The organism is Gordonia namibiensis NBRC 108229 (assembly GCF_000298235.1).
Lineage (GTDB): Bacteria > Actinomycetota > Actinomycetes > Mycobacteriales > Mycobacteriaceae > Gordonia > Gordonia namibiensis.
This window is the reverse complement of record NZ_BAHE01000052.1, coordinates 34,943-56,255: the sequence shown is the minus strand read 5'-3', so window position 1 is coordinate 56,255 and position 21,313 is coordinate 34,943. Positions and strand designations below refer to the sequence as shown.

The window sequence follows — 21,313 nt, the reverse complement described above, 5'->3', positions numbered from 1 at the left end:
TGTCGCGGGCGACCTCGGTCTAGCGCCCTGCTGCCCGCCGATACCCCGCGAGCGTCGGTCGCGTGAAGATCAGCAGCAACGCGGCCGACCAGGCGATGGTGAGGAGCAGTGGCTCGGCGATCGGACCGCCGGCCGCGAAACCGCGGATGGCGTTCACCGCGCAGCTGAGCGGTTGAAACTCGACGATCGGCTGCAACCAGCCCGGATACGACTGGGCGGGAACGAAACCGGTGTTGAAGAACATCGCGAGGTTGGTGCCGATGGCCACCCATTCGACGATGTGCGACTCCCGGCTGAGCAGGGCGAGGGCGGTCACCATGATCGAGAAGGAGAGCCCGAACACGAGGGTGATCCCGATGATCGCGAGATAACCGAGAACTCCTGACTCGATCCGGAAGCCGATGATGGTGCCGACCGCGAGGACGGCGCTGACCGTGACAACGACGCGGACCGCTTCGGCCAGCAAGCGTCCGACCATCGCCGACGCGCGGTGGACGGGCAGGACCCACATCTTGGTCAGCAGCCCGGAGGTGCGTTCCCGGCGGAGCCCGAGACCGCTGATCGACGCACCGGACATCGCACCGACCAGCGCCACCATCGGGACCATGCCGAAGACGCTCGACGACCCGGAGTGGGCGCTGACCGATCGGTCCAGGACCAGCCAGAACATCAGGACCATGATCGCCGGGAACAGCAGCGACTGCAGAAGCGTCACCGGATCGGTCGCCCACTTCACCAGGATTCGTTCGGCCTGGATCAACGAGCCGCGGATCAACGCGCGCGAGGTGGACTCGGCGGTCCACTTCTGGCGCGGCGGGAACCCCAGGACGTCCGGAGAATCGGTGGCGGATCGGCTCACGGGTACTCGGGTCATGGGTACAGCCGGCGGTGTGTCTGGGTGTGATGGGCGAGCGCGACGAAGACCACGGCCAGCGCGCCGAGCCAGAGCAGGGCGGGCAGGGCGGTCGACATCGTCGGGTTGCCGTCGGCGAGTTCTCGCATGGTCGCGGCGAAGTGGGAGATCGGTTGGTTCCGGGCGAAGGGCTGGGCCCACTCGGGGAATCCCGACTCCGGTACGAAACCGGTCGACAGCAGGCCGAGTACCAGTTGCGGAAGCAGGAGCAACTGTGAGGTGGCCTCCGGATTCCGGGCGATCAGACCCAGCGAATCCGCGCCGATCGCCAGCACCACCGCAACCGCGAGCGCGAAACCGACGAAGGCCAGGGTGTCGAGCAACCCGCCGGCGAACGAGAAGCCCAGCAGCGCACCGAAGACCAGTGCTGCCGTGATCGACACCACCGAACGGATCAGTGAGACGGTCATCCTCGCGGAAAGCGGTACCAGGGCCCGTACCGGCATCGACGCGAGTCGACGGTTCATCCCGCGGAGTTTGTCGAGGGTTGCGCGCTGGGCGGCGGCCATCGCGGTGAAGGCGACGGCCTGCAGCACGATGATCGGCATCAGGAACTGTGCGTAGTCGATGCCCCGGTCGGCCATCACCAGGCGGAGCGGTAGGTAGAAACCGAGCGCGAAGACCAGCGGCATCACCACCGCGACCGCGAACTCGCCCTCGGCCCACGCCGATCGGACACCGCGGTCGGTCATCGTCGTCCACTGCCGGAGAAACGGCCATCTCCGCGAGACGACGGTCGGGTTGTGGTCGTCGGGCCAGTCGATCCGGGAGAAGGTGTGTGTCTCCCGGTCCGCGGGGTGCGTGGTCGTCACCGCGTCGAGTCCTCGGTGGTGCCGCTCGGCGAGCCGGTGAGGGTGAGGAACACGTCGTCGAGAGAGGGGTTGCGCAGGCCGACGTCGGTGAGCCGGATCCCGGCGTCCTTGGCGATGGCGATGACCGCACCCATCGTCTCGACCCCGTCGGTGGTGGAGAGGGTGATCGTCGTGTCGTCGCCGACCGTCGGCCTCGGGTCGACGGCGAGTCGGGTACGCAGCAGCCCGCACATCTCGTCGGACCGCGACGGATCGTCGAGGACCACCTCGCAGTAGGCGCCCCCGACCTTCTGCTTGAGCTGCTCGGCGGTGCCCTCGGCGACCACTCGGCCCTTGTCGAGCACGATGATGTTGTCGCTGAGGCGATCGGCTTCCTCGAGATACTGCGTCGTGAGCAGCGTCGTGATGCCGTCGGCCTTGAGCGCTTCGACCAGCGCCCATACCGCCTGGCGGCTGCGCGGGTCGAGTCCAGTGGTGGGTTCGTCGAGAAACACGACCTCGGGTCGGATCACCAGTCCGCAGGCGATATCGAGGCGTCGTCGCATGCCGCCGGAGTACGAGAACACCGGTCGCTTGCCGAACTCGGCGAGATCGAACTGCTCGAGCAGGTGGTCGGCACGCTCGCGCGCGGCACCCCGTCGAAGGCCCTGCATCCGGCCGAAGAAGATGAGGTTGTCCCGACCGCCCAGCGTCTCGTCGAGCGCTGCGTACTGGCCGGTCATCGAGATGGCCTCGCGGACCCCGCCGGGATGCCGGGCGACGTCGTGGCCGGCGACCGTGGCCGAGCCCGAGTCGGGGGTGATCAGGGTGCAGAGGATGTCGACGAGTGTGGTCTTACCTGCACCGTTGGGTCCGAGGATGCCCAGGACGCTTCCGCGCGGCACCTCGAAGGAGATTCCGCGAACCGCGTGGACATCACCGAAGGATTTGGTGATGGCGTCCACCCGCACGGCAGGTTCGGTCATCACAACTCCTGATCGTCGGGCGTCGTCCCTCGGCGGCGCCGGCGAATCTCGTCGGCAGCATGAGGCCGTGTTAAGGTTAGCCTGTGCTAAATCCCGACGGGCAACCCGCCTACTCTCGTGGGCCGCATGCCGTGAACTCGGGAGGTTCACCACCGGCGGTCCTCATGTGACGCCGACGAACCACGGCCGTCGAGCCGTCCCACCCAGGCGATTCTAAACGCCTGACCACCCCAATCCAGCCCGGTCACCTCGCGGTACCGGGTCTTCTTCGGCATGCCCTGACCCACCCGGAAGCGACGAGAAGTGACCACCAACGATGTCCACGAGCGGCACGACGCCGCATCGACGAGCATGTCGGCCGTCGGTGAACGCCTGGTCCCGTTGTCGGCTGCGCAGCGCAGCATGTGGTTCGCCCAGCAGCTCGTCCCGCAGACCCCGTTCTCGATCGCGCAGTACATCGAGGTGCTCGGCGATCTCGACACCGAACTGCTGACCGACGTCGGCCGGCAGGTGGCCCGCGAGTTCGGCACCGCGATGGTCCGGCTCGTCCCCGCCGACGACCCGACCGAGGCCCCGCTGCAGTACCTCGACGAGGAACTGCGCGATGAGATGTTGCACCTGGACTTCCGGGACCACGACGATCCCGAGGCCGCCGCCCGGGTGTGGATGGACGAGGAGTTCCGCCGCCCGCTCGACCTCTTCGCCGACCGCCTCATGGAATCGGCGACGCTGCGCATCGATGACCGCCGGTACTACTGGTACAACCGCGTGCACCACATGCTGCTCGACGGCTACGGCGCCTCGGCCTTCGCCGAACGTGCGGCCGCCGTGTACACCGCACGCGCACAGGGTCTTCCCGTCCCACCCCCGAAGTCCGGCTCTCTCGAGGACTTCCTTGCCGACGACGAGGCCTACCGGTCGTCGACCCGTTTCGGACGCGATCGCGACCACTGGGCGCAGCGCCTGCACGACCTGCCCGATCCGGTCCGCCTAGCCGATCCCGTCATCGGCGGGGGAGCTGACTCCCGCACGGTGGGAGGCGAACTCGACCCCTGCCTGATCGCGAACGTGGAGCGCTACTGCGCCGACAACTCGGTCACCGTGGCAGCACTGGCGAGCGCGGCGCTCGCTGTGTACGTCGCACGGATGGCCGGTACCGACGACGTCGTACTCAGCCTGCCGGTGTCGGCCCGGACCAATGCGATGCTCCGGCGTTCGGGCGGCATGGTGTCCAACGTCGTGCCCATCCGCAGCGGCATCACCCCCGACATGGGGATCGGTGACCTCATCGCCGGCATCACCACCGAACTGAGCGGGGCCCTGCGCCATCAGCGGTATCGCTTCGAGGACATGCGTCGCGACCTGGCCGCGCGGTCGGCCGCCGGTTCCTCGGTGGGTCGCGGCTTCTTCGGTCCGGCCGTCAACGTGATGATGTTCCGCAGCGAGATGATCCTCGGCGATTGCATCGGCTACAGCCACATCCTCAGCACGGGCCCCACCGAGGATCTCGCCGTCACCGTCTACACCGGCACCGGATCCGGCGACCTCCGCATCGACCTCGAGGCCAACGCCGCCGCGTATCCCGAACCCGAACTCGTCGCCCATCGCCGCCGCTATCTTCGCGTCCTCGCGGACATGGTCGCGACCGGACCAGACACCCGGGTAGCCGACCTCGACATCCTCGACGAGGACGAACGGGCACTTCTGGTGCCGGCGCGCGGGCCCGTCGCGTCGGAGCCCATGCTCTTCGCCGACCTCGTGACCCGCACGGCTGCAACATATCCGCACGCCGACGCGGTCGTCGACGGGGCACGTACGTTGCGCTACGACGAGCTCGTCCTCCGGGCGCACCGGCTCGCGCGGATCCTCATCGACCGCGGCGTGGGACCGGGCGTCACGGTAGCGCTGCTGCTGCCGCGTGGAAGATACTCCGTCACAACGCAACTCGCGGTTCTTCTCGCAGGTGGCGCCTACGTGCCGATCGACCCGGCGCTCCCCGACGACCGGTTGAGCTACCTCCTCGACGACAGCGCCGTCGATCTCGGCATCGTGGGCCCCGGTGGTCGCGCCCGGCTCGACGGCCTGAACAGTCGGTGCGAGTGGATCGGCTTCGACGACGACCTGGTCGTCGCCGCCTACCGGGACGCCTCTGCGCAGCCGATCATCGATGCGGACCGTCTCCGCCCGTTGCACGTCGACGACCCGGCCTACGTCATCTACACCTCCGGCTCGACCGGCGTCCCGAAGGGCGTCGTCGTCAGCCATCGCGGATTGGCCTCCCTCGCGGACGAGCAGATTCGCCGCTACGGCGTCGAATCGGGTTCGCGCACCATTCAGTTCGCATCACCGAGCTTCGACGCCGCGGTGCTGGAAACCCTGCTGGCCCTCGCGTCGGGTGCCACCATGGTGATCGTCCCGCGGCACATCTACGGCGGCGGGGAACTGGCCGCGCTACTTCGCGAACAGCGCGTCACCCATGCCTTCCTCACTCCCGCCGCGCTGGCCACCCTGCCCGCCGACGCGCACGGTCCCGGCGGACTCGAGGATCTGCGCACCGTCATCGTCGGTGGCGAGGCCTGCCCGCCCGATCTCGTGGCGCGCTGGGGGACCGGTCGGCGCATGTTCAACGCGTACGGGCCCACCGAGGCCACGGTCATGGCGACCCTCGCCGGCCCTCTCGATCCCACCGAGCCGGTCACGATCGGCGGGCCCATCACCGGGACGACCGCGGTCGTCCTCGACCACCGTTTGCAGCCGGTACCAGCCGGCGCGACGGGCGAGCTCTACATCGGCGGTGCGGGCGTCGCGCTCGGCTACCACCGGCGACAAGCCCTCACCGCGTCCCGGTTCGTGGCCGATCCGTGGGGTCCCGCGGGTGCACGGATGTACCGGACCGGCGACCTGGTCCGCTGGCGCCTGGCCGGCGAAGGCGAAGATGCCGCATACCGGCTCGACTATCTCGGTCGCGCCGACCGACAGGTGAAGATCCGCGGATTCCGCATCGAACTCGGCGAGATCGATGCCGCGATCGGAGCCGTTCCCGGCGTCGACCTCGCGGTCACCGAACCGCAGACGATGCAGGCCCCCGACGGAAGCCACGCCGACGGAAGCCACGCTGTCGGAAGCCACGCTGCCGGAAACACTTACCTCGTCGGTTACTACACGGGAACCGCCGACACCGGGGCCATTCGCGAGCAGTTACGGGCGGTCCTCCCCGGACACATGGTGCCGACCGCGTTCCTGCGTCTCGACCGGATACCCACCACCACTTCGGGAAAGCTCGACCGTGCGGCCCTGCCGGTACCCACGATCCAGGCGGCGCCCTACGCCGAGCCGCGTACCGACACCGAACGTGCCGTCGCCGACGCGTTCGCCGAGTGCACCGGCGCCGCGCAGGTGGGCCGGGCCGACGACTTCTTCGCCCTCGGCGGCGACTCCCTGTCCGCCACCCGGATGGTGTCCACGCTGTCGGGTCAACTCGACGCCGACATACCGGTTCGTTGGGTCTTCGAGTCACCGACGGTCGCCGACCTCGCCGCGCGGCTCGCGGACCCGGCAACCCGTCGAATCCCCGAACTCCGCGCCGGACGCAGTGTCTCGGGCGGCGCGGTGCCACTGTCGCCCGCCCAGCGCCGCATGTGGGCCATCAACCAGCTCGACACGGCCTCACCGGTTTTCAACATCCCGCTGGCTCTCCGCCTGCGCGGGGCCCTCGATCGGCAGGCACTACACGACGCAATCCTCGACGTCGTCGAGCGCCACGAAACCCTGCGCACCGTCTACCCCAACGGTCCACGCGGTCCGGTCCAGCAGGTCGAGCCCGCCGCCGCAGTCGACCTGCGCACCCTGACCGAGCCGGAGGTCACCGACGATCTCGAAGCCAGGCTGGCCGAGCTGGCGACCACCGGTTTCGATGTCGCACAGCAAGTGCCGGTGATGATCCGGCTGCTCGCCGTCGGCACGGACGACCACGTCCTCGTGGCCGTCGTGCACCACATCGCCGCCGACGGCTCGTCGACCGCACCGCTGGCCCGGGACCTCGTCGTCGCCTATCAGGCGCGCCGGGGCGGGACCGCACCCGAGTGGATGCCGCTGCCGGTGACCTATCGGGACTACACGCTGTGGCATCTCGACGTGATGGGCGAGGAGGCCGACCCGTCGTCGGTCGCCGCCGTCCAACTCGACTACTGGCAACGGCATCTGAGCGGTCTACCCGATCTCCTCGCGCTGCCGACGGACCGCCCGCGACCGGCGCACCCCCGGATGCGCGGCGGTGAACTACACGCCGAGATCGACGCCGAGCTGGTCGACCGGATGCGCACGGTCGCACGGAACACCGGGACGACGCCGTTCATGGTCGCCCACAGCGTCCTCGCGATCCTGCTGTCGCGGCTCAGCGGAACCGACGACATCGCCGTCGGCACCCCGGTCGCCGGCCGCCACCACCGGGATCTGGCCGACCTGGTCGGCATGTTCGTCGGCACCGTCGTGCTGCGGACCCACTTGGACGCGAATTCGACCTTCGCCGAACTGCTCTCGCAGGTGCGGACGGTCGACCTCGACGCCTTCGAGCACGCCGACGTGCCGTTCGACCGCCTCGTCGACGCGGTCCGGCCACGACGTTCCGCGGCCCATCACCCGCTCTTCCAGGTCGGATTCTCCTATCAGAACATCGCGCCGGCACAGCTCACTCTCGACGGGGTCGACGCCGAGATCCTCGAAATGTCGCTGGGAGTGGCGAAGTCCGATCTGCACCTGACCGTCGTGGAGCAGGGCGGATCGGGTCACGGCGGCGAAGCGCAACGCCGGGCGACGATGCGCGTGCAGTGGGACTACGACCGGGACCTGTTCGACCACAACACCGTCGAACGTTGGCACCGGCTGTGGGTCGAGCTCCTGTCCGCTGCCCTCGATGCCGCGGACACCCCGGTCGGCGACCTCGCCGCAGACTCGGTCTCCGACATGCTGACCGGGCCGGTGAGCGGGCGCGACGACGCCACCCTGACCGGGCTCCTGGCCGGCGGTGCCGCGCGAAACCCGCAGGCCGTCGCCCTCCACGACGACGCCACCGGGTCGTCGCAGACCTATGCGGAACTGTCGGCGCGCGTGAACTCACTGGCCCGCACCCTGATCGACGCCGGGGTCGGTCCCGAGGTACGGGTGGCGGTCGCGATCTCACGGTCGGCGACCCTCGTCGAATCCGTCCTGGCAGTCCTGGCCGCGGGCGGCGCCTACGTCCCCGTCGACCCGGACGCGCCGGCTCGTCGGACCCGCTTGGTTGTCGACTCCTGCAGGCCGGCGGTGGTGCTGACCGCAGGGCCGCCGACAGTCCCGATCCCGGAGTACGCCGACGTCATCGACGTGACGGCTGTTCCGCCGGCCGCCCCTTCGCCGGTCACCGGCGGTGAACGGGTCGCGCCGCTGCGACCGGTGAACACGGCCTACGTCATCTACACCTCCGGCTCGACGGGCACGCCCAAGGGCGTCGCGGTCTCGCACCGGGCGATCGCGGCCCAATTGCGATGGAAATCCGCGGAATTCCCCCTCGGCCCCGACGACATCACCGTCCTCAAGACGGCCCTGACCTTCGACCTGTCGGTGTGGGAACTGTTCTGGCCTCTCGTCAACGGTGCCCGTCTGGTCATCGCGACCGCGCACGGTCACCGCGATCCCCGCTACATCGCCGACCTCTTCGCCCGCACCGAGGTCACCGCGGCGCACTTCGTGCCATCCCTGCTCGACGCGCACCTCGACGCGGTCGCCGACATGGCCGGAACCCCGCATCCCGTGGGCCGGCTGCTGTGCATCGGCGAGGCATTGGCACCGTCGACGGCCGAGCGTGCCGCCGATGTGCTCGGCGCGCGTGTTTTCAATCTCTACGGACCCACCGAGGCAGCGGTCGGCATCACCCACCACGAGTGGACGCCCACGCCCGTGTCTTCCTCGACCACACCGTCGCCGACGGTGGCCATCGGTGTGCCAGTAGATGATTCAGGCGCGGTCGTCCTCGACACCCGCCTGCATCAGGTGCCCCTGGGCGTCGTCGGCGAGCTGTACCTGCGCGGTGTCCAGTTGGCGACTGCCTACGAGCGACGTCCCGACCTGACCGCGGACCGCTTCGTCGCCGACCCGGCAGGTACCGGCGAGCGGATGTACCGGACCGGTGACCTCGCGCGCATCCGTCCCGACGGCGTGCTCGAGTTCCACGGCCGCAACGACTTCCAGGTCAAGATCCGCGGCCTGCGCATCGAACTGGGCGAGATCGAGTCGGCGCTCGCCGCCGATCCACGGATCGCCGCCGCCGCGGTGGCCGCCCATCACGGCGACACCCTCACCGCCTACCTCGTTCCCGCACCGGGCAACCCGGACGTGCTCGATCCGGCCGCGGTTCTCGCCGACCTGCGCAACCGGCTCCCCGCCTACATGGCCCCGGTCTCCGCGATCGTCCTCGACAAACTGCCGCGCGGAATCCACGGCAAGGTCGACCGCAATGCGCTGCCCGAACCGCCGCGCGCCGAGCGCGAGCACGTCGCGCCGCGGACCGCCACCGAGCGAATCCTCGTCGGCATCCTCGACGACCTGCTCCCCGCCGACGCGAACCGGGTGATCGGTGTGACCGACGATTACTTCGACCTCGGTGGCAATTCGCTGATGGCGGCGAGACTCTCGGGTCGAATCGCCGCCGTCCTCGGCGTCGACCTCCCAGTTCGTGCCGTCTTCGAGTCACCCGTGATCGCCGACCTTGCGCAGGCCGTCGACGCGACCGCAACTTCCGACCGACCCCGGCTCATCGCTCGGCCGCGTCCCACGATCCTGCCGGTGTCGCGGGCCCAGCGTCGGATGTGGCTGCTCGACCAGATCACGCCCGGGACCGCGCTCTACAACCTGCCGTTCGCCGTTCAGGTCGACGGACCACTCGACGCCCACGCGCTCCGGACCGCCGTGACCGGAGTGCTCGACCGGCATGAGGTCCTCCGCACGATCTACCCCGCCGACGCCGGGATACCCCGTCAGCACGTGCTGCCCACCGAGGAGGCCCTCCAGACCGCGGAGATCGACCTCAGCGGGGTGAACGCCGAGGTGATCAGTCGCGTCGAGGATCACATCGCCGAGGTCGCCAACCGCGGCTTCGACCTGGCCGGCCGAATCCCGTTCCGGGTCGCGGTGTTCCACACCGCACCCGCGTCGTACGTCATCGTGATCGTCGTCCACCACATCGCCGCCGACGGATGGTCGATGGGTCCGCTCGTCGCCGACCTGCTCGACAACTATCTCGCCGCGGCCGCCGGGACCACGCCGACCCGCGAACCGTTGCAGGCTCAGTACGCGGACTACACGATGTGGCAGTCGACGCTTCTCGGCGACACCGGGGAGCGGGGCGCCCATCCGAGCATCACCCGCCAGCGTGACCACTGGCGGCGGGCGCTCACGGATCTGCCCGGACCTCTTCCGCTGCCTGGCGACCGCAATCGGCCCGCGCAACCGACTCATCACGGCAGCACCGTCGAGTTCGGCATCGACCCTGCTCTGGTCGGGGAACTCGCGGCGATCGCACAGACCCGGCGCGCCACGGTGTTCCATCTCGTCCACGCTGCGCTCGCGGTCCTCCTCGCGCGGTTGTCCGGTACGTCCGACATCGTTGTGGGTACGCCCGTGTCGGGACGCGGTAGCGAAGTGCTCGACGACCTGGTCGGCATGTTCGTCGAGACCGTGGTGCTCCGCACCCGGATCGACGAGGACCGCCCCGTCGAGGACCTGATCGACGCGGTTCGGGCGGGTGACGTTGCTGCACTGACCAACTCGGAGATACCGTTCGACGAGCTCGCGGACGAGTACGAGCCCGACCGCGGCGGTGCGCACCACCCGGTCTTCCAGGTGATGCTCGCCTTCGGCGACCCGGTCCCGGGGCCGATCGTCGGCGGCGAACTCACCGCGACCCCGCTGTCGATCGACGTGCCGGTGGCCCGCTTCGACCTCCACCTGACCGTTGACATGCCGCAGGTCATCGACGGTCTGGACGAGCCGGTGCGAGCCCGCTGGACCTATGCCACCGACCTGTTCGACCGCGACACCGTCGCCGGGTTCGCCGACAACCTGCTACGCATCCTGGAACAGCTCGTCGGGCAACCACACTCGCGCGTGCACGAGCTGACGCTCCTCGACGCTCCGCAGCTGGACCGGACGGTCCGGCAGTGGGGAAGTGGCGGGCCGTCGCCCGTCGTACCCGCTGTACGCACGCTTCCCGATGCACTGGCCGGTGACGCCGCCGGACAGGTCGTCGACGCCGAGCAGAGGATCTCGGCCGCCGACTTCGCGCGACGCGTGGCTCGCTCCGCTCGCGCGCTGATCGACGCCGGGGTGGGGCCGGAGCGGACGGTCGCGGTCGCCGTACCGCGGTCGGTCGACATGCTGGTCGCGATCCATGCCGTTGTTGCCGCCGGCGGAGCCTACGTACCGATCGATCTCGCGGCTCCCGCCCCGCGTATCGCCGCGATGCTCGAGACCGCCGATCCTGTCCGGATCTTCTCCGCTCCGGACGACGCGCTCCGAATCCCGGCTGCCTTCGCCGATCGTCTCCTCGATCCGACCGACCTGCAGCTCGACCGCTGTGACACCCCGATCACCGACGCGGACCGGGTCAGCCCGCTCCGACCCGGACATCCCGCCTACGTCCTGTTCACCTCTGGCTCGACGGGCGTGCCGAAAGCGGTCAGCGTCACCCACGAGGCCATCGTCAACCGACTCGCGTGGATGCAGCGGCAGTACCCGATCGACGGCCGTGACGTCGTCCTGCAGAAGACGCCGATCACCTTCGACGTCTCGGTGTGGGAACTGTTCTGGCCCTTGGTCACCGGCGCCGACCTCGTCCTCGCCGAACCCGACGCCCACCGTGACCCCGCAGCACTGGCCGAGGTGATCGGCGAGCACCGGGTGACGGTGATCCACTTCGTGCCGACGATGCTCGACGCCTTCCTGGCCACCATTCCTGCTGATGCCGATCTCACCTCGCTCCGTATGATCTTCACCAGCGGTGAGGCGCTGACGGTTCCGACGGCGCAAGCAGGCCGCGCGCGGACGGCCGCCGCGTTGCACAATCTGTACGGGCCGACCGAGGCTGCCGTTGACGTGACGGCCGTAGAGGTCTCCGCCACCATCGACGGCACCCCGATCTCGATCGGCCGCCCGATGGCCGGGAACACCGTTCACGTGCTCGATCACCGGCTGCGCCCCGTTCCCGGCGGCGTGACCGGCGAGCTGTACCTGGGTGGTGTGCAACTGGCCCGGGGTTACCACGCCCGACCGGACCTCACCGCAACCCGATTCGTCGCCTCGCCGTGGGGGAACGGTGAACGCCTGTACCGCACCGGCGATCTGGTGCGCTGGCGTCGTACGGCCGACGACTCCGCACCCGTCCTGGATTACCTCGGACGGAGCGACTTCCAGGTCAAGGTCCGTGGCCAGCGCGTCGAACTCGGTGAGATCGAGGCCGTCGCGTCGTCGCATCCGGAGGTGCGGTCCGCCGTCGTCGTGATCCACGACGACCCGCGCGTCGGCACTCAGCTCGTCGCGCACGTCGTGCTGGGTAGCAGTGCTTCGATCACCGCTGCCGAGCTTCGCGCCCACCTCACCGCGCACCTGCCCGACCACATGGTGCCGACCCACATCCTGCTCTCCGACGCCCTGCCGACGACGACGAGCGGCAAGGTCGACCGCCGCGCCCTGCCGGCACCCGAGACACCGGTCGCCACCGTCGGTGGTGACACCGAAGCCCGGACACCGACCGAAGGTGTTGTGCTGACGCTCATCCGGGACGTCCTCGGCGATCACGTCGGCGTCGACGACGACTTCTTCGCCGCCGGTGGCAACTCCCTGGTCGCGACTCGGCTGGTCGCCGGTATCGCCGAGAAGCTCGGCGTCCGGGTTCCGGTACGTGCGGTGTTCGACGGCCGAACCGCGGCCGCCCTCGCCGCCACCGCCGACGCCACCCGGAGCAGCGAGGCGCCGGTCACCGAGATCGCGCGTCCCGAGGTGCTTCCGCTGGCACCTGCACAGCTGCAGATGTGGCTGCACAATCGGATCGATCCGGCGTCGTCGGAGTACCTCATCGTCGCGCCGATCCGGCTCCCGCTGAGACTTGATCGTGAGGCGTTGCGGGCTGCGGTCGGCGACGTGATCGAACGCCACGAGATCCTGCGGACCGTCTACCCCGAGGGCGCCACCGGCCCGCGCCAGGTCATCCTCGCGCCCGGCGAGTACGACCTCGATCCGGTGGTCGTCGTTCTCGAATCGCTCGTGGTCGAAGGACCCTCGTCGGAAGAGGACGCGGTCCGTGCGGCCCTGTCGGCGACCATCGACCTCTCCGAGGATCTGCCCCTGAAGATCGTCGTCCGGGAACTGGAACACGAGACGGTCGTCGTGCTCGCCGTCCACCACGTCGCGGCCGACGGCTGGTCGCTACGCGTCCTCGCCCGTGACCTCGAACAGGCCTTCACCGCGCGCCTGGCCGGTGGCGCCCCCGCGTGGAGCCCGCTGCCCATCCAATACGCCGACCATGTCGTCCGCCGGGCCGCGCGGCTCGGCATCGTTGAGGACCCGTCCTCGGAGCTGGCCGCCCATCTCTCCTACTGGAAATCGGCGCTCGAGGGGGCCCCGTCGCTGTCGGCGCCCGAGGCCGACGCCGACGGCGGCGCACCCGAGGTCCACCACGTGACGCTCGGACCCGGCGCGGCCGATCGAATCCGCACCCTCGCGGATCGCACCGGCAGCACCGTCTTCGGCGTCCTGCACGCAGCACTCGCCCTCACTTTGAGCCGATCCGGGCAGGGGCGGGACATCGTCATCGGAACCCCGACCTCCGGACGGTCCGAGGCGGCCGTCGCAGATCTGGTCGGCATGTTCGTCACGATGGTGCCGCTACGACTGGACGTCGATCCGCACGCCGGCTTCGACGCGCTGGTCACACGTTCGCGTGACGTCGTGGTCGACGCAATCGATCACGGCGAACTCGATGTCGAGGAGATCATCGACCATCTGGGTCTGTCGCGCAGCGGATCCCGCCATCCGCTGATCCAGGCGACCCTGACCGTCGACGGCGACCATCCTGCTGCCGCGCGCGACGGCGGCGCCACCGGGGCCCGGGCGGTACGCCTCGACATCCCGGTTGCCCGCTTCGACCTGGAGTTCACCGCGACACCGACCGCCGACGGGGGCCTCGACCTCGCGCTGATCCATCGGCCCGACGTCTACCGGAACTCGACCGCCGCAGGCATCCTCGCCCGACTCGGCCGAGCGATCGGTGCCGCCACAGCGACCCCGGCGACACCCCTGCGTGCCCTGGACCTGCTCGACGATCACGAGCGGGCCACGCTGGCCGCCGGGTCGGGGTCCGACGCCCCCACGCCGGCATTCTTCGCCGACGCGATCAGCCACCCGGATCACCGCCTGGTCGGATACGACGACTGCCGTGAGTGGCGGGCATTCGACGCCGACGAGGTCGGAAGACGTGTCCACCGATTGGCGCGTGCCCTCATCGCTCGTGGCGCCGGTCCGGAAACAGTTGTGGCCCTCGCCCTCCCGCGATCCGTCTGGTCGGTCGTCGCGACACGCGCCGTCGCCGCCGCTGGAGCCGCCTTCGTTCCCGTCGACCCGTCCTATCCCGCCGATCGGATCGCATTCATGCTCCGCGATTCCGGCGCGTCGATCATCGTCACCACCACCGGATTCGGCGAACAGGTGGTCGGGCAGGACGTCGACCTCCTGGTTATCGACGACGCGGACACCGACGCCGAACTCACAGCTCTCCCGTCCGGTCCGATCGCCGACGACGAACTGCGTGCACCGCGCCACCTCGACCAGCTGGCCTACCTGATCTTCACGTCGGGCTCCACTGGACGACCCAAGGCCGTCGCGATCACGCACCGCGGCGTCGCGTCGTTCGTCACCGAACAGCGCCGCTACGGCGTGGACCGCGACAGCCGCGTCCTGCACTTCGCGTCACCGAGCTTCGACGCCGCCGTGCTCGAACTGCTGATGGCGACCGACGTGGGCGCCACGACCATCGTCGCGCCCACCGACATCTACGGATCCGACGACCTCGCCGACCTGCTCCGCCGCGAACGCATCACCCACGCCTTCCTCACCCCAGGCGTACTCGACACCATCGAACCCGAGGATCTCCCGCACCTGCGGACGGTCATCGTCGGCGGTGACGCCTGCTCGCCGACGATCGCGCAGCGCTGGATCGCCTCCGGTGTGCGGTTCTTCAACGCCTACGGTCCCACCGAGTCGACCATCATGGGAACGCTCGCCGGGCCGATGACCGAGTCCGACACCGAACCGATGTCCATCGGGCGCGGCATCATCGGCACACGCGTCGCGGTCCTCGACACCGCGCTGGCGCCCTGCACACCCGGTGTGAGCGGCGAACTCTACCTGGCCGGAACGGGATTGGCTCGCGGGTATCACGGTCGTGCGGCCCTGACCGCGGCGACTTTCGTCGCCGACCCCGACGGCCCGCCCGGATCGCGTCGTTACCGCACCGGCGACCTGGTGCAGGTCCGCGCCGACGCCGAATCCGGCGGTCCCGCACTGGTTCACCGTGGACGTATCGACCACCAGCTCAAGATCCGCGGTCATCGCATCGAGACCGGCGAGATCGAGGCGCTGCTGCGCACACATCCACAGGTCCGGGCGGCGGTCGTCACCGCACAGGCCGGCCCGGACGGAAATGCCGCCCTCGTCGCCCACGTCGTCCCGGCAATCGACGCCGTCGATCCGCACGTCCTGCTCGACCACCTACGAGAAACTCTGCCCGGCCACGCGATCCCGGCCGCGATCGTCGAGATCGACGCCATCCCGCTGACACCGGCGGGCAAGGTAGACCTGCGCGCGCTGCCGGCGGCGACATTCGCCGTCCTCACCGCCCACGTCGCCCCCGCCACCGCCCACGAGGTGCTGGTGACCGAGGTGTTCGCCGAGCTCCTCGGACGCGAGCGGGTGGGCGCCACCGACAACTTCTTCGATGCCGGTGGCAACTCGCTCATCGGCGCGCAGGTCGTTGCGCGCATCCGTGCTCGTTCGGGGCGGGAAGTGTCGGTCCGCGATCTGTTCGACGCACCGACCGCCCAGGCGCTCGCCACTCGACTCGATTCGTCGACGCTGCGCGTCGGTCCGGTCCTCGGGGAAATAGCACGGCCCGGACAGATCCCGCTGTCGCCCGCGCAGCAGCGCATGTGGTTTCTCAACCGGTTCGATCCCGGCGCACTCACCGAGAACATCCCGATCGTGTTGCGCCTGACCGGGCACCTCGACCTCGCCGCCTTCAGAGCGGCGTTACACGGACTACTGGTCCGGCATGAGGTCTTCCGGACGATCTACCCCGACAGCGCAGACGGCCCGCATCAGGTCGTCTTGGCCGCCGACTCGACGCCGACCGTTCTCGAGACGATCACGGCCCGTCGTGACGGCCTGGACAACGCCATCCGTGGCATCACCCGGACGACCTTCGACGTCACGGCACAACCGCCCATCCGGGCCGTACTGTTGCGAGTCGACGACGTGGGACCCGACGAGCACGTCTTCGTGCTGGTCGCCCACCACATCTGCGCCGACGGCCTGACGATGGTGACGCTGGCCGGTGAGCTGGCGAGCGACTACGCCGGGGCGAGTCCGGCGATCAGCGCGCCGTCGGTGCAGTACGCCGACTACGCACTCTGGCAACGGGCAGTCCTCGACGAGGGGATCGCGGATGCCCAGCTGCGCGGGTGGCAGGAGCGACTGCGCGGGGCGCCGCCGGTCGTCGACCTGCCGCTCGACCGGCCCCGGCCGGCACACCCGAGCGGTCGTGGGGCGCGGATCGATTTCGCGGTCGACGCAGACCTGCACCTGCGGATCGTCGAGGCGGCCAACCGGCTCGGCGCCACGCCGTTCATGGTTGCGCACGCCGCGCTGGCCGTGCTCCTCGGCCGACTCGGCGACAACCGCGACGTCGTCATCGGCACCCCGATCGCGGGCCGCGGCGAACAACACCTCGATCGGGTCGCCGGCATGTTCGTGAACATGCTCGCACTGCGGACGGTCATCGACAGTTCCGCGACCGTGGAAGACGCGATCGATGCGTCGAAAGAAGCCTCGCTCCACGCATTCTCGAACGCGCTGGTGCCGTTCGACCGAATCGTGGAAGAACTCGACCTGCCGCGGTCGCCGTCCCATCACCCGGTCTTCCAGACGGCGCTGTCGTTCCAGAACATCGGATCGATGGATCTGTCCCTGCCCGGCCTCGCGGTCGAGATCATCGACGACGACGTCGAGGTCGCCGAGTTCGACCTGCACCTCACGCTGGCCGACATGTTCGACAACGACGGACAACCCGACGGATTGACCGGCCAGTTGGTCTACGCCACCGACCTTTTCGACGCCCTGACCGCGGGCGAGTTCGTCGAGCGCTACCAGCGCATCCTCACCGCGTTCGTCGACACCCCGGACCGGGCGGTGGGGGACCTGGCAGTGCTGTCGGAAGAGGAGCAACGCTCCCTCACGATGACCGCACTTCGACCCGATGCGGACGCGGCGGTGGAGCAGAACGAAGGCCTCGCGGCGGCGTTCCACGCCCAGGCGGCCCGCACCCCCGACGCCGATGCGGTGGTCGTCGGAGACCGCGTGGTGTCGTATCGCGAGTTCGCCCAGCAGGTCACGACGCTCGCACGCATCGTCGCCGATCACGGCGCCGGACCCGACGACCGTGTGGCGATCACCGCGCCCCGCGGCCTGCTGCAGCTACTCGCGATGTACGCGGTGGCCACCGTCGGCGCCGCCTACGTGCCGGTGGATCTCTCAGCGTCGGAACGCGCCTCGATGATCCTCGACGTCGCCGACCCGGTCCTCGTACTCGGTGCCGGTCCGGATGCTCCCGACGCGCGCCCCTACTGTGATCTCGAACTGCTGGACGTCGGCTCGCTGAACCTCACCGCCGGGCCAGGTGCGTGCGAGTTCCCGGCGCCCCATCCCGAGACCACGGCCTACGTGCTGTTCACCTCCGGATCCACCGGAATCCCCAAGGGCGTGAGCATGTCCCACGCGGCCGTCGGCGAACAGCTGCGCTGGATGCAACACCGGTATCCGATGGGTCCGGGGGACTCGGTACTGATCAAGACCTCCGCGGGCTTCGACCTGTCGGTGTGGGAGTACTGGTGGGCCCTCGGTACCGGGGCACGCGTCGTCCTCGCCGAACCGGGTGCCGAACGCGACGGCGCCGAACTGCTCCACATCCTCGACCGCCACCGCATCACCGTCCTGCCGACCGTGCCGTCGGCCCTGGGCATGGTCCTCGACGCCGGCGACCCACCGGCCACGCTGACCACCGCACTGTGCATCGGTGAGGAACTCCCCGCCGAGCTCGTGAACAGAATGCGGTCCGCGGCACCGAAGACCCTGGTGCACAACCTGTACGGCCCCACCGAGGCGGCGGTCAGCGTCACCGGACACGAGGTGACGGCGCTGCCGACCGGCCGCGTCCCGATCGGCTCCCCACAGCCGACCGTGTCCATCCGCATCCTGGATTCACGGCTCCAACCGGTCCCCGTCGGAGTCGCCGGTGAGCTCTACCTGGGCGGAATCCAACTGGCTCGCGGCTATCACGCAGACCCGGCGCGGACCTCGGCGGCGTTCGTCGCCGACCCGTACGGCATCGACGGATCCGGCGCACGGATGTATCGCACCGGAGACCTGGTGCGGCGCAACCGGGATGGCTCGCTCGACTACCTGGGCCGCACGGATCACCAGCTCAAGGTGCGCGGCTTCCGAATCGAGCCCGGCGAGATCGAGGCGGCGCTCCGGCGATGCACCGGCGTGGTGGATGCGGTGGTCGTTGCTCGTGCCGGTGCCGATGGGCAGGATCGGGTCGTCGGATTCGTGACGGGCGACGACGCGCAGGCCGAGGTCGTCCGGCGCGAGGCCGCTCAGCTGCTGCCGTCCTATCTGCGTCCCGAAGTGCATGTCCTCGACACGCTTCCCACCAACGGCAACGGCAAGATCGACCGGGCACGTCTACCTCGACCGCGGATCGCCGAGCGTGCCTACGAGGCGCCGCAGACCGAGCTGCAACAGCGCGTGGCCACGGTGATCGCCGAGGTCACCGGCGCGGCACGGATCGGCCTGAGCGACAACTTCTTCGACGCCGGCGGCAACTCGCTGTCGGCGACGCGGGTGGCGGCGCTCCTCGAGGCCGAGCTCGGCCGTCGGATCCCGGTGCGGATGCTGTTCGACGCGGTCGACGTCGCTGACCTCGCCGCGCAGATCGACGCACTGCCCGCACTCGACCCGTCCGGAGTCGATGTGCCGGAACTGGTCCGAGGCCACGACGACGACCCGGCGCCGCTCGCGCCGGCGCAGCGTCGGATCTGGGAGGCCGTGAACAGCGGTGCCGGAGCCGACTGGAATGTGCCGGTCGCCGTGCGTTTCTCCGGAGACCTCGACACCGAGTCTCTGGTCGCGGTCTTGCACGCGGCCCTGGTCGACGTCGTCGACCGCCACGAGTCGCTCCGCACCCGACATGTCCAGGCGGAGAACGGCCCCGAACTCGTCGTGTTGCCGACCGGTGGCGTCGCTGACCTCATCGGTCGCGGACTCGAACCGCGGGACGTCGCAGCCGGCGATCTCGAACGCGTGCTCACCGACCTGGCCTGGGCGGAGATCGATGTGGTGAACGGTCCCCCGCTGCGGCTGCAGTTGCTGCGTCTCGACCCGCGAACCCACGTGTTGGTGCTCGTCACGCACCACCTCAGCGTCGACGGCCAGTCGATGGGCCCGCTGACCCGCGATCTCGTCACCGCATTCGTCGCCCGGAGTTCCGACACGGAGACCGCATCGGTACTGCCCGAACCGGGCGTCCGGTTCCGCGACTATGCGCGCTGGCGGACCGAGATCCTCGACGCCGATCGGGAGCGTCAGTTCGCCTACTGGACGAAGCGGCTGACTGCCGGCACGCGGGGACCCGGTACCGGCCCCGCTCTCCGCACCGACCGTCCGCGTCCGGAGCGCTGGGAATCAGCCGGTGCGACGGTCGTATTCGGGCTCGATGCCGAGGTGCACACGGCGCTAGACCGATACGCGCGGGACCAATCGTCGAGCATGTTCGCCGTGCTCCAGGCTGCGTTCGCGGTGATCCTGGCCGACCTGGCCGGCGACCCCGATGTGCGCGTCGGCACGGCCGACGCCAACCGGTCGCATGTCTCGCTCGACGGAGTCATCGGCAACTTCGCCGAGGACCTGCCGATGCGACTCGACGCCACGGACTCTCGTGCCTTCGCCGACCTGACCCGCGACGTCCACCAGCAGCTTCTCGACGGCCTCGCCCACCCGGACATCTCGACTCCCGAACTGGCGACAGCCCTCGGTCTCGAGCGGGACCCGGCCGGATCGTCGGGACACCCGCTTTTCCCCGCGACTCTGATCCTGCAGCAGGCCGGGGCGGATGACGCCGGGATGAACGAGATCGACCTCGGCGGCGTGCGGATCAGTAGGGAGCCGATTGCGAACACCGTGGCCAAGCACGAGTTGGAGTTCACCGTGCTCGAAGTCCGCGACGCCGATGGTCCCGCCGGACTCACCGGAACGCTGCTGCACCCGGTGGCACTGTTCGACACGGCGACTGCGGAATGCGTCGTCGACCGGATGCGAGCGATCCTCGAGACCGTGGCGGCCGACCCGGACCGAGCACTCACCGTTGCCGAGCTGCGGGAGGTGCCGTGATGACGGCATCGGTGGTCATCGCCTACCACCGCGGTCTGCCGGATCTCGACGTTCAGCTCGAAGCCTTGGCGGCACAAGACTTCACCGGCGACTTCGAGGTCATCGTCAGCGACAACGAGGGTAGCGCAGAGGTGCGTGAGCACTTGGACACTCACCCGCTGCGGGAGCATCTGGACCTTCGCTGTGTGGATTCCTCGGACGTAGCCGGTACCTCGCATGCGCGTAACGTCGGAACCCGCAGCGCGCGAGGGGACTTCATCGCCTACTGCGACCAGGACGATGCCGTGCATCCGACGTGGTTGCGCGCGATGGTGACCGCGGGCCGGGACGCCGACCTGATCGGCGGGCCCCTCGAACGGGACACCCTCAACGACCCGATCGTCGCCGCCTGGCGAGCCCTCCCGGACCCGGAGGAACCGGTGGTCCTGGGCCGCCACCTGCCGATGAGCTTCGGCTGCAATCTCGGTGTACGGCGAGAGGTGTTCGATGCCGTCGGCGGGTGGGATGAGGACTACCCGACGGCCGGCAGCGATGTCGAGTTCTGCTGGCGTGTGCAGACCGCCGGGTACTCCTTCGGTTATGCGCGCGAGGCGATGGTTGCGTACCGCTACCGCACCGGCCTGCGCGAGTCCTGGAACCAGGTCATCGACTACGGCAGCGAAGAGGCGCGGGTCGCGAAGCAGTACGGTGCCCCCGGCCGTGAGTGGTGGTGGTTCCCGATCCACGCAGGCGTCGTCCTCGCCACCTGCCCGGTGTGGCCCTGGGGATGGTCCCGTCGTCGACGTGGCGCGTGGATCTGGGTGACCGGAAACCTCGTCGGTCGGATCAAGGGGAGTCTCAAGTATCGGGTGGTCTATCTGTAGGTGCCGTCCCGC

Annotated in this window: 5 protein-coding genes; 2 read left to right on the top strand and 3 right to left on the bottom strand. The window is 69.5% G+C overall.

Annotation, left to right across the window (positions count from 1 at the left end):
• Window positions 1-19 precede the first annotated feature (19 nt).
• Genes GONAM_RS19280 through GONAM_RS19270 form a run of 3 tightly spaced genes read right to left on the bottom strand, consistent with a single transcriptional unit; the run spans window position 20 to window position 2,690 of the window.
• Window positions 20-874 (bottom strand): ABC transporter permease, encoded by an 855-nt coding sequence (locus GONAM_RS19280; protein WP_006868433.1) that lies wholly within the window; start codon window positions 872-874, stop codon window positions 20-22.
• A complete protein-coding gene (locus tag GONAM_RS19275) occupies window positions 871-1,725 on the bottom strand; it encodes an ABC transporter permease (RefSeq protein WP_006868432.1) in 855 nt (284 codons plus the stop codon). Before GONAM_RS19275 ends, GONAM_RS19280 begins: the two co-directional genes overlap by 4 nt.
• Window positions 1,722-2,690 carry a daunorubicin resistance protein DrrA family ABC transporter ATP-binding protein gene (locus tag GONAM_RS19270; RefSeq protein WP_006868431.1) on the bottom strand — a complete coding sequence of 323 codons (969 nt, stop codon included), beginning with the start codon at window positions 2,688-2,690 and terminating at the stop codon, window positions 1,722-1,724. Before GONAM_RS19270 ends, GONAM_RS19275 begins: the two co-directional genes overlap by 4 nt.
• A gap of 303 nt (window positions 2,691-2,993) precedes the next feature.
• On the opposite strand from GONAM_RS19270, the gene GONAM_RS19265 reads away from it, so the two are divergent.
• Window positions 2,994-20,438: a non-ribosomal peptide synthetase gene (locus GONAM_RS19265; RefSeq protein ID WP_040536984.1), complete on the top strand. Its 17,445-nt coding sequence runs from the start codon at window positions 2,994-2,996 to the stop codon at window positions 20,436-20,438.
• Window positions 20,438-21,301, top strand: a complete 864-nt coding sequence (locus tag GONAM_RS19260; protein WP_006868428.1) for a glycosyltransferase family 2 protein — start codon at window positions 20,438-20,440, stop codon at window positions 21,299-21,301. The genes GONAM_RS19265 and GONAM_RS19260 overlap by 1 nt, the downstream gene beginning before the upstream one ends.
• Window positions 21,302-21,313 lie beyond the last annotated feature (12 nt).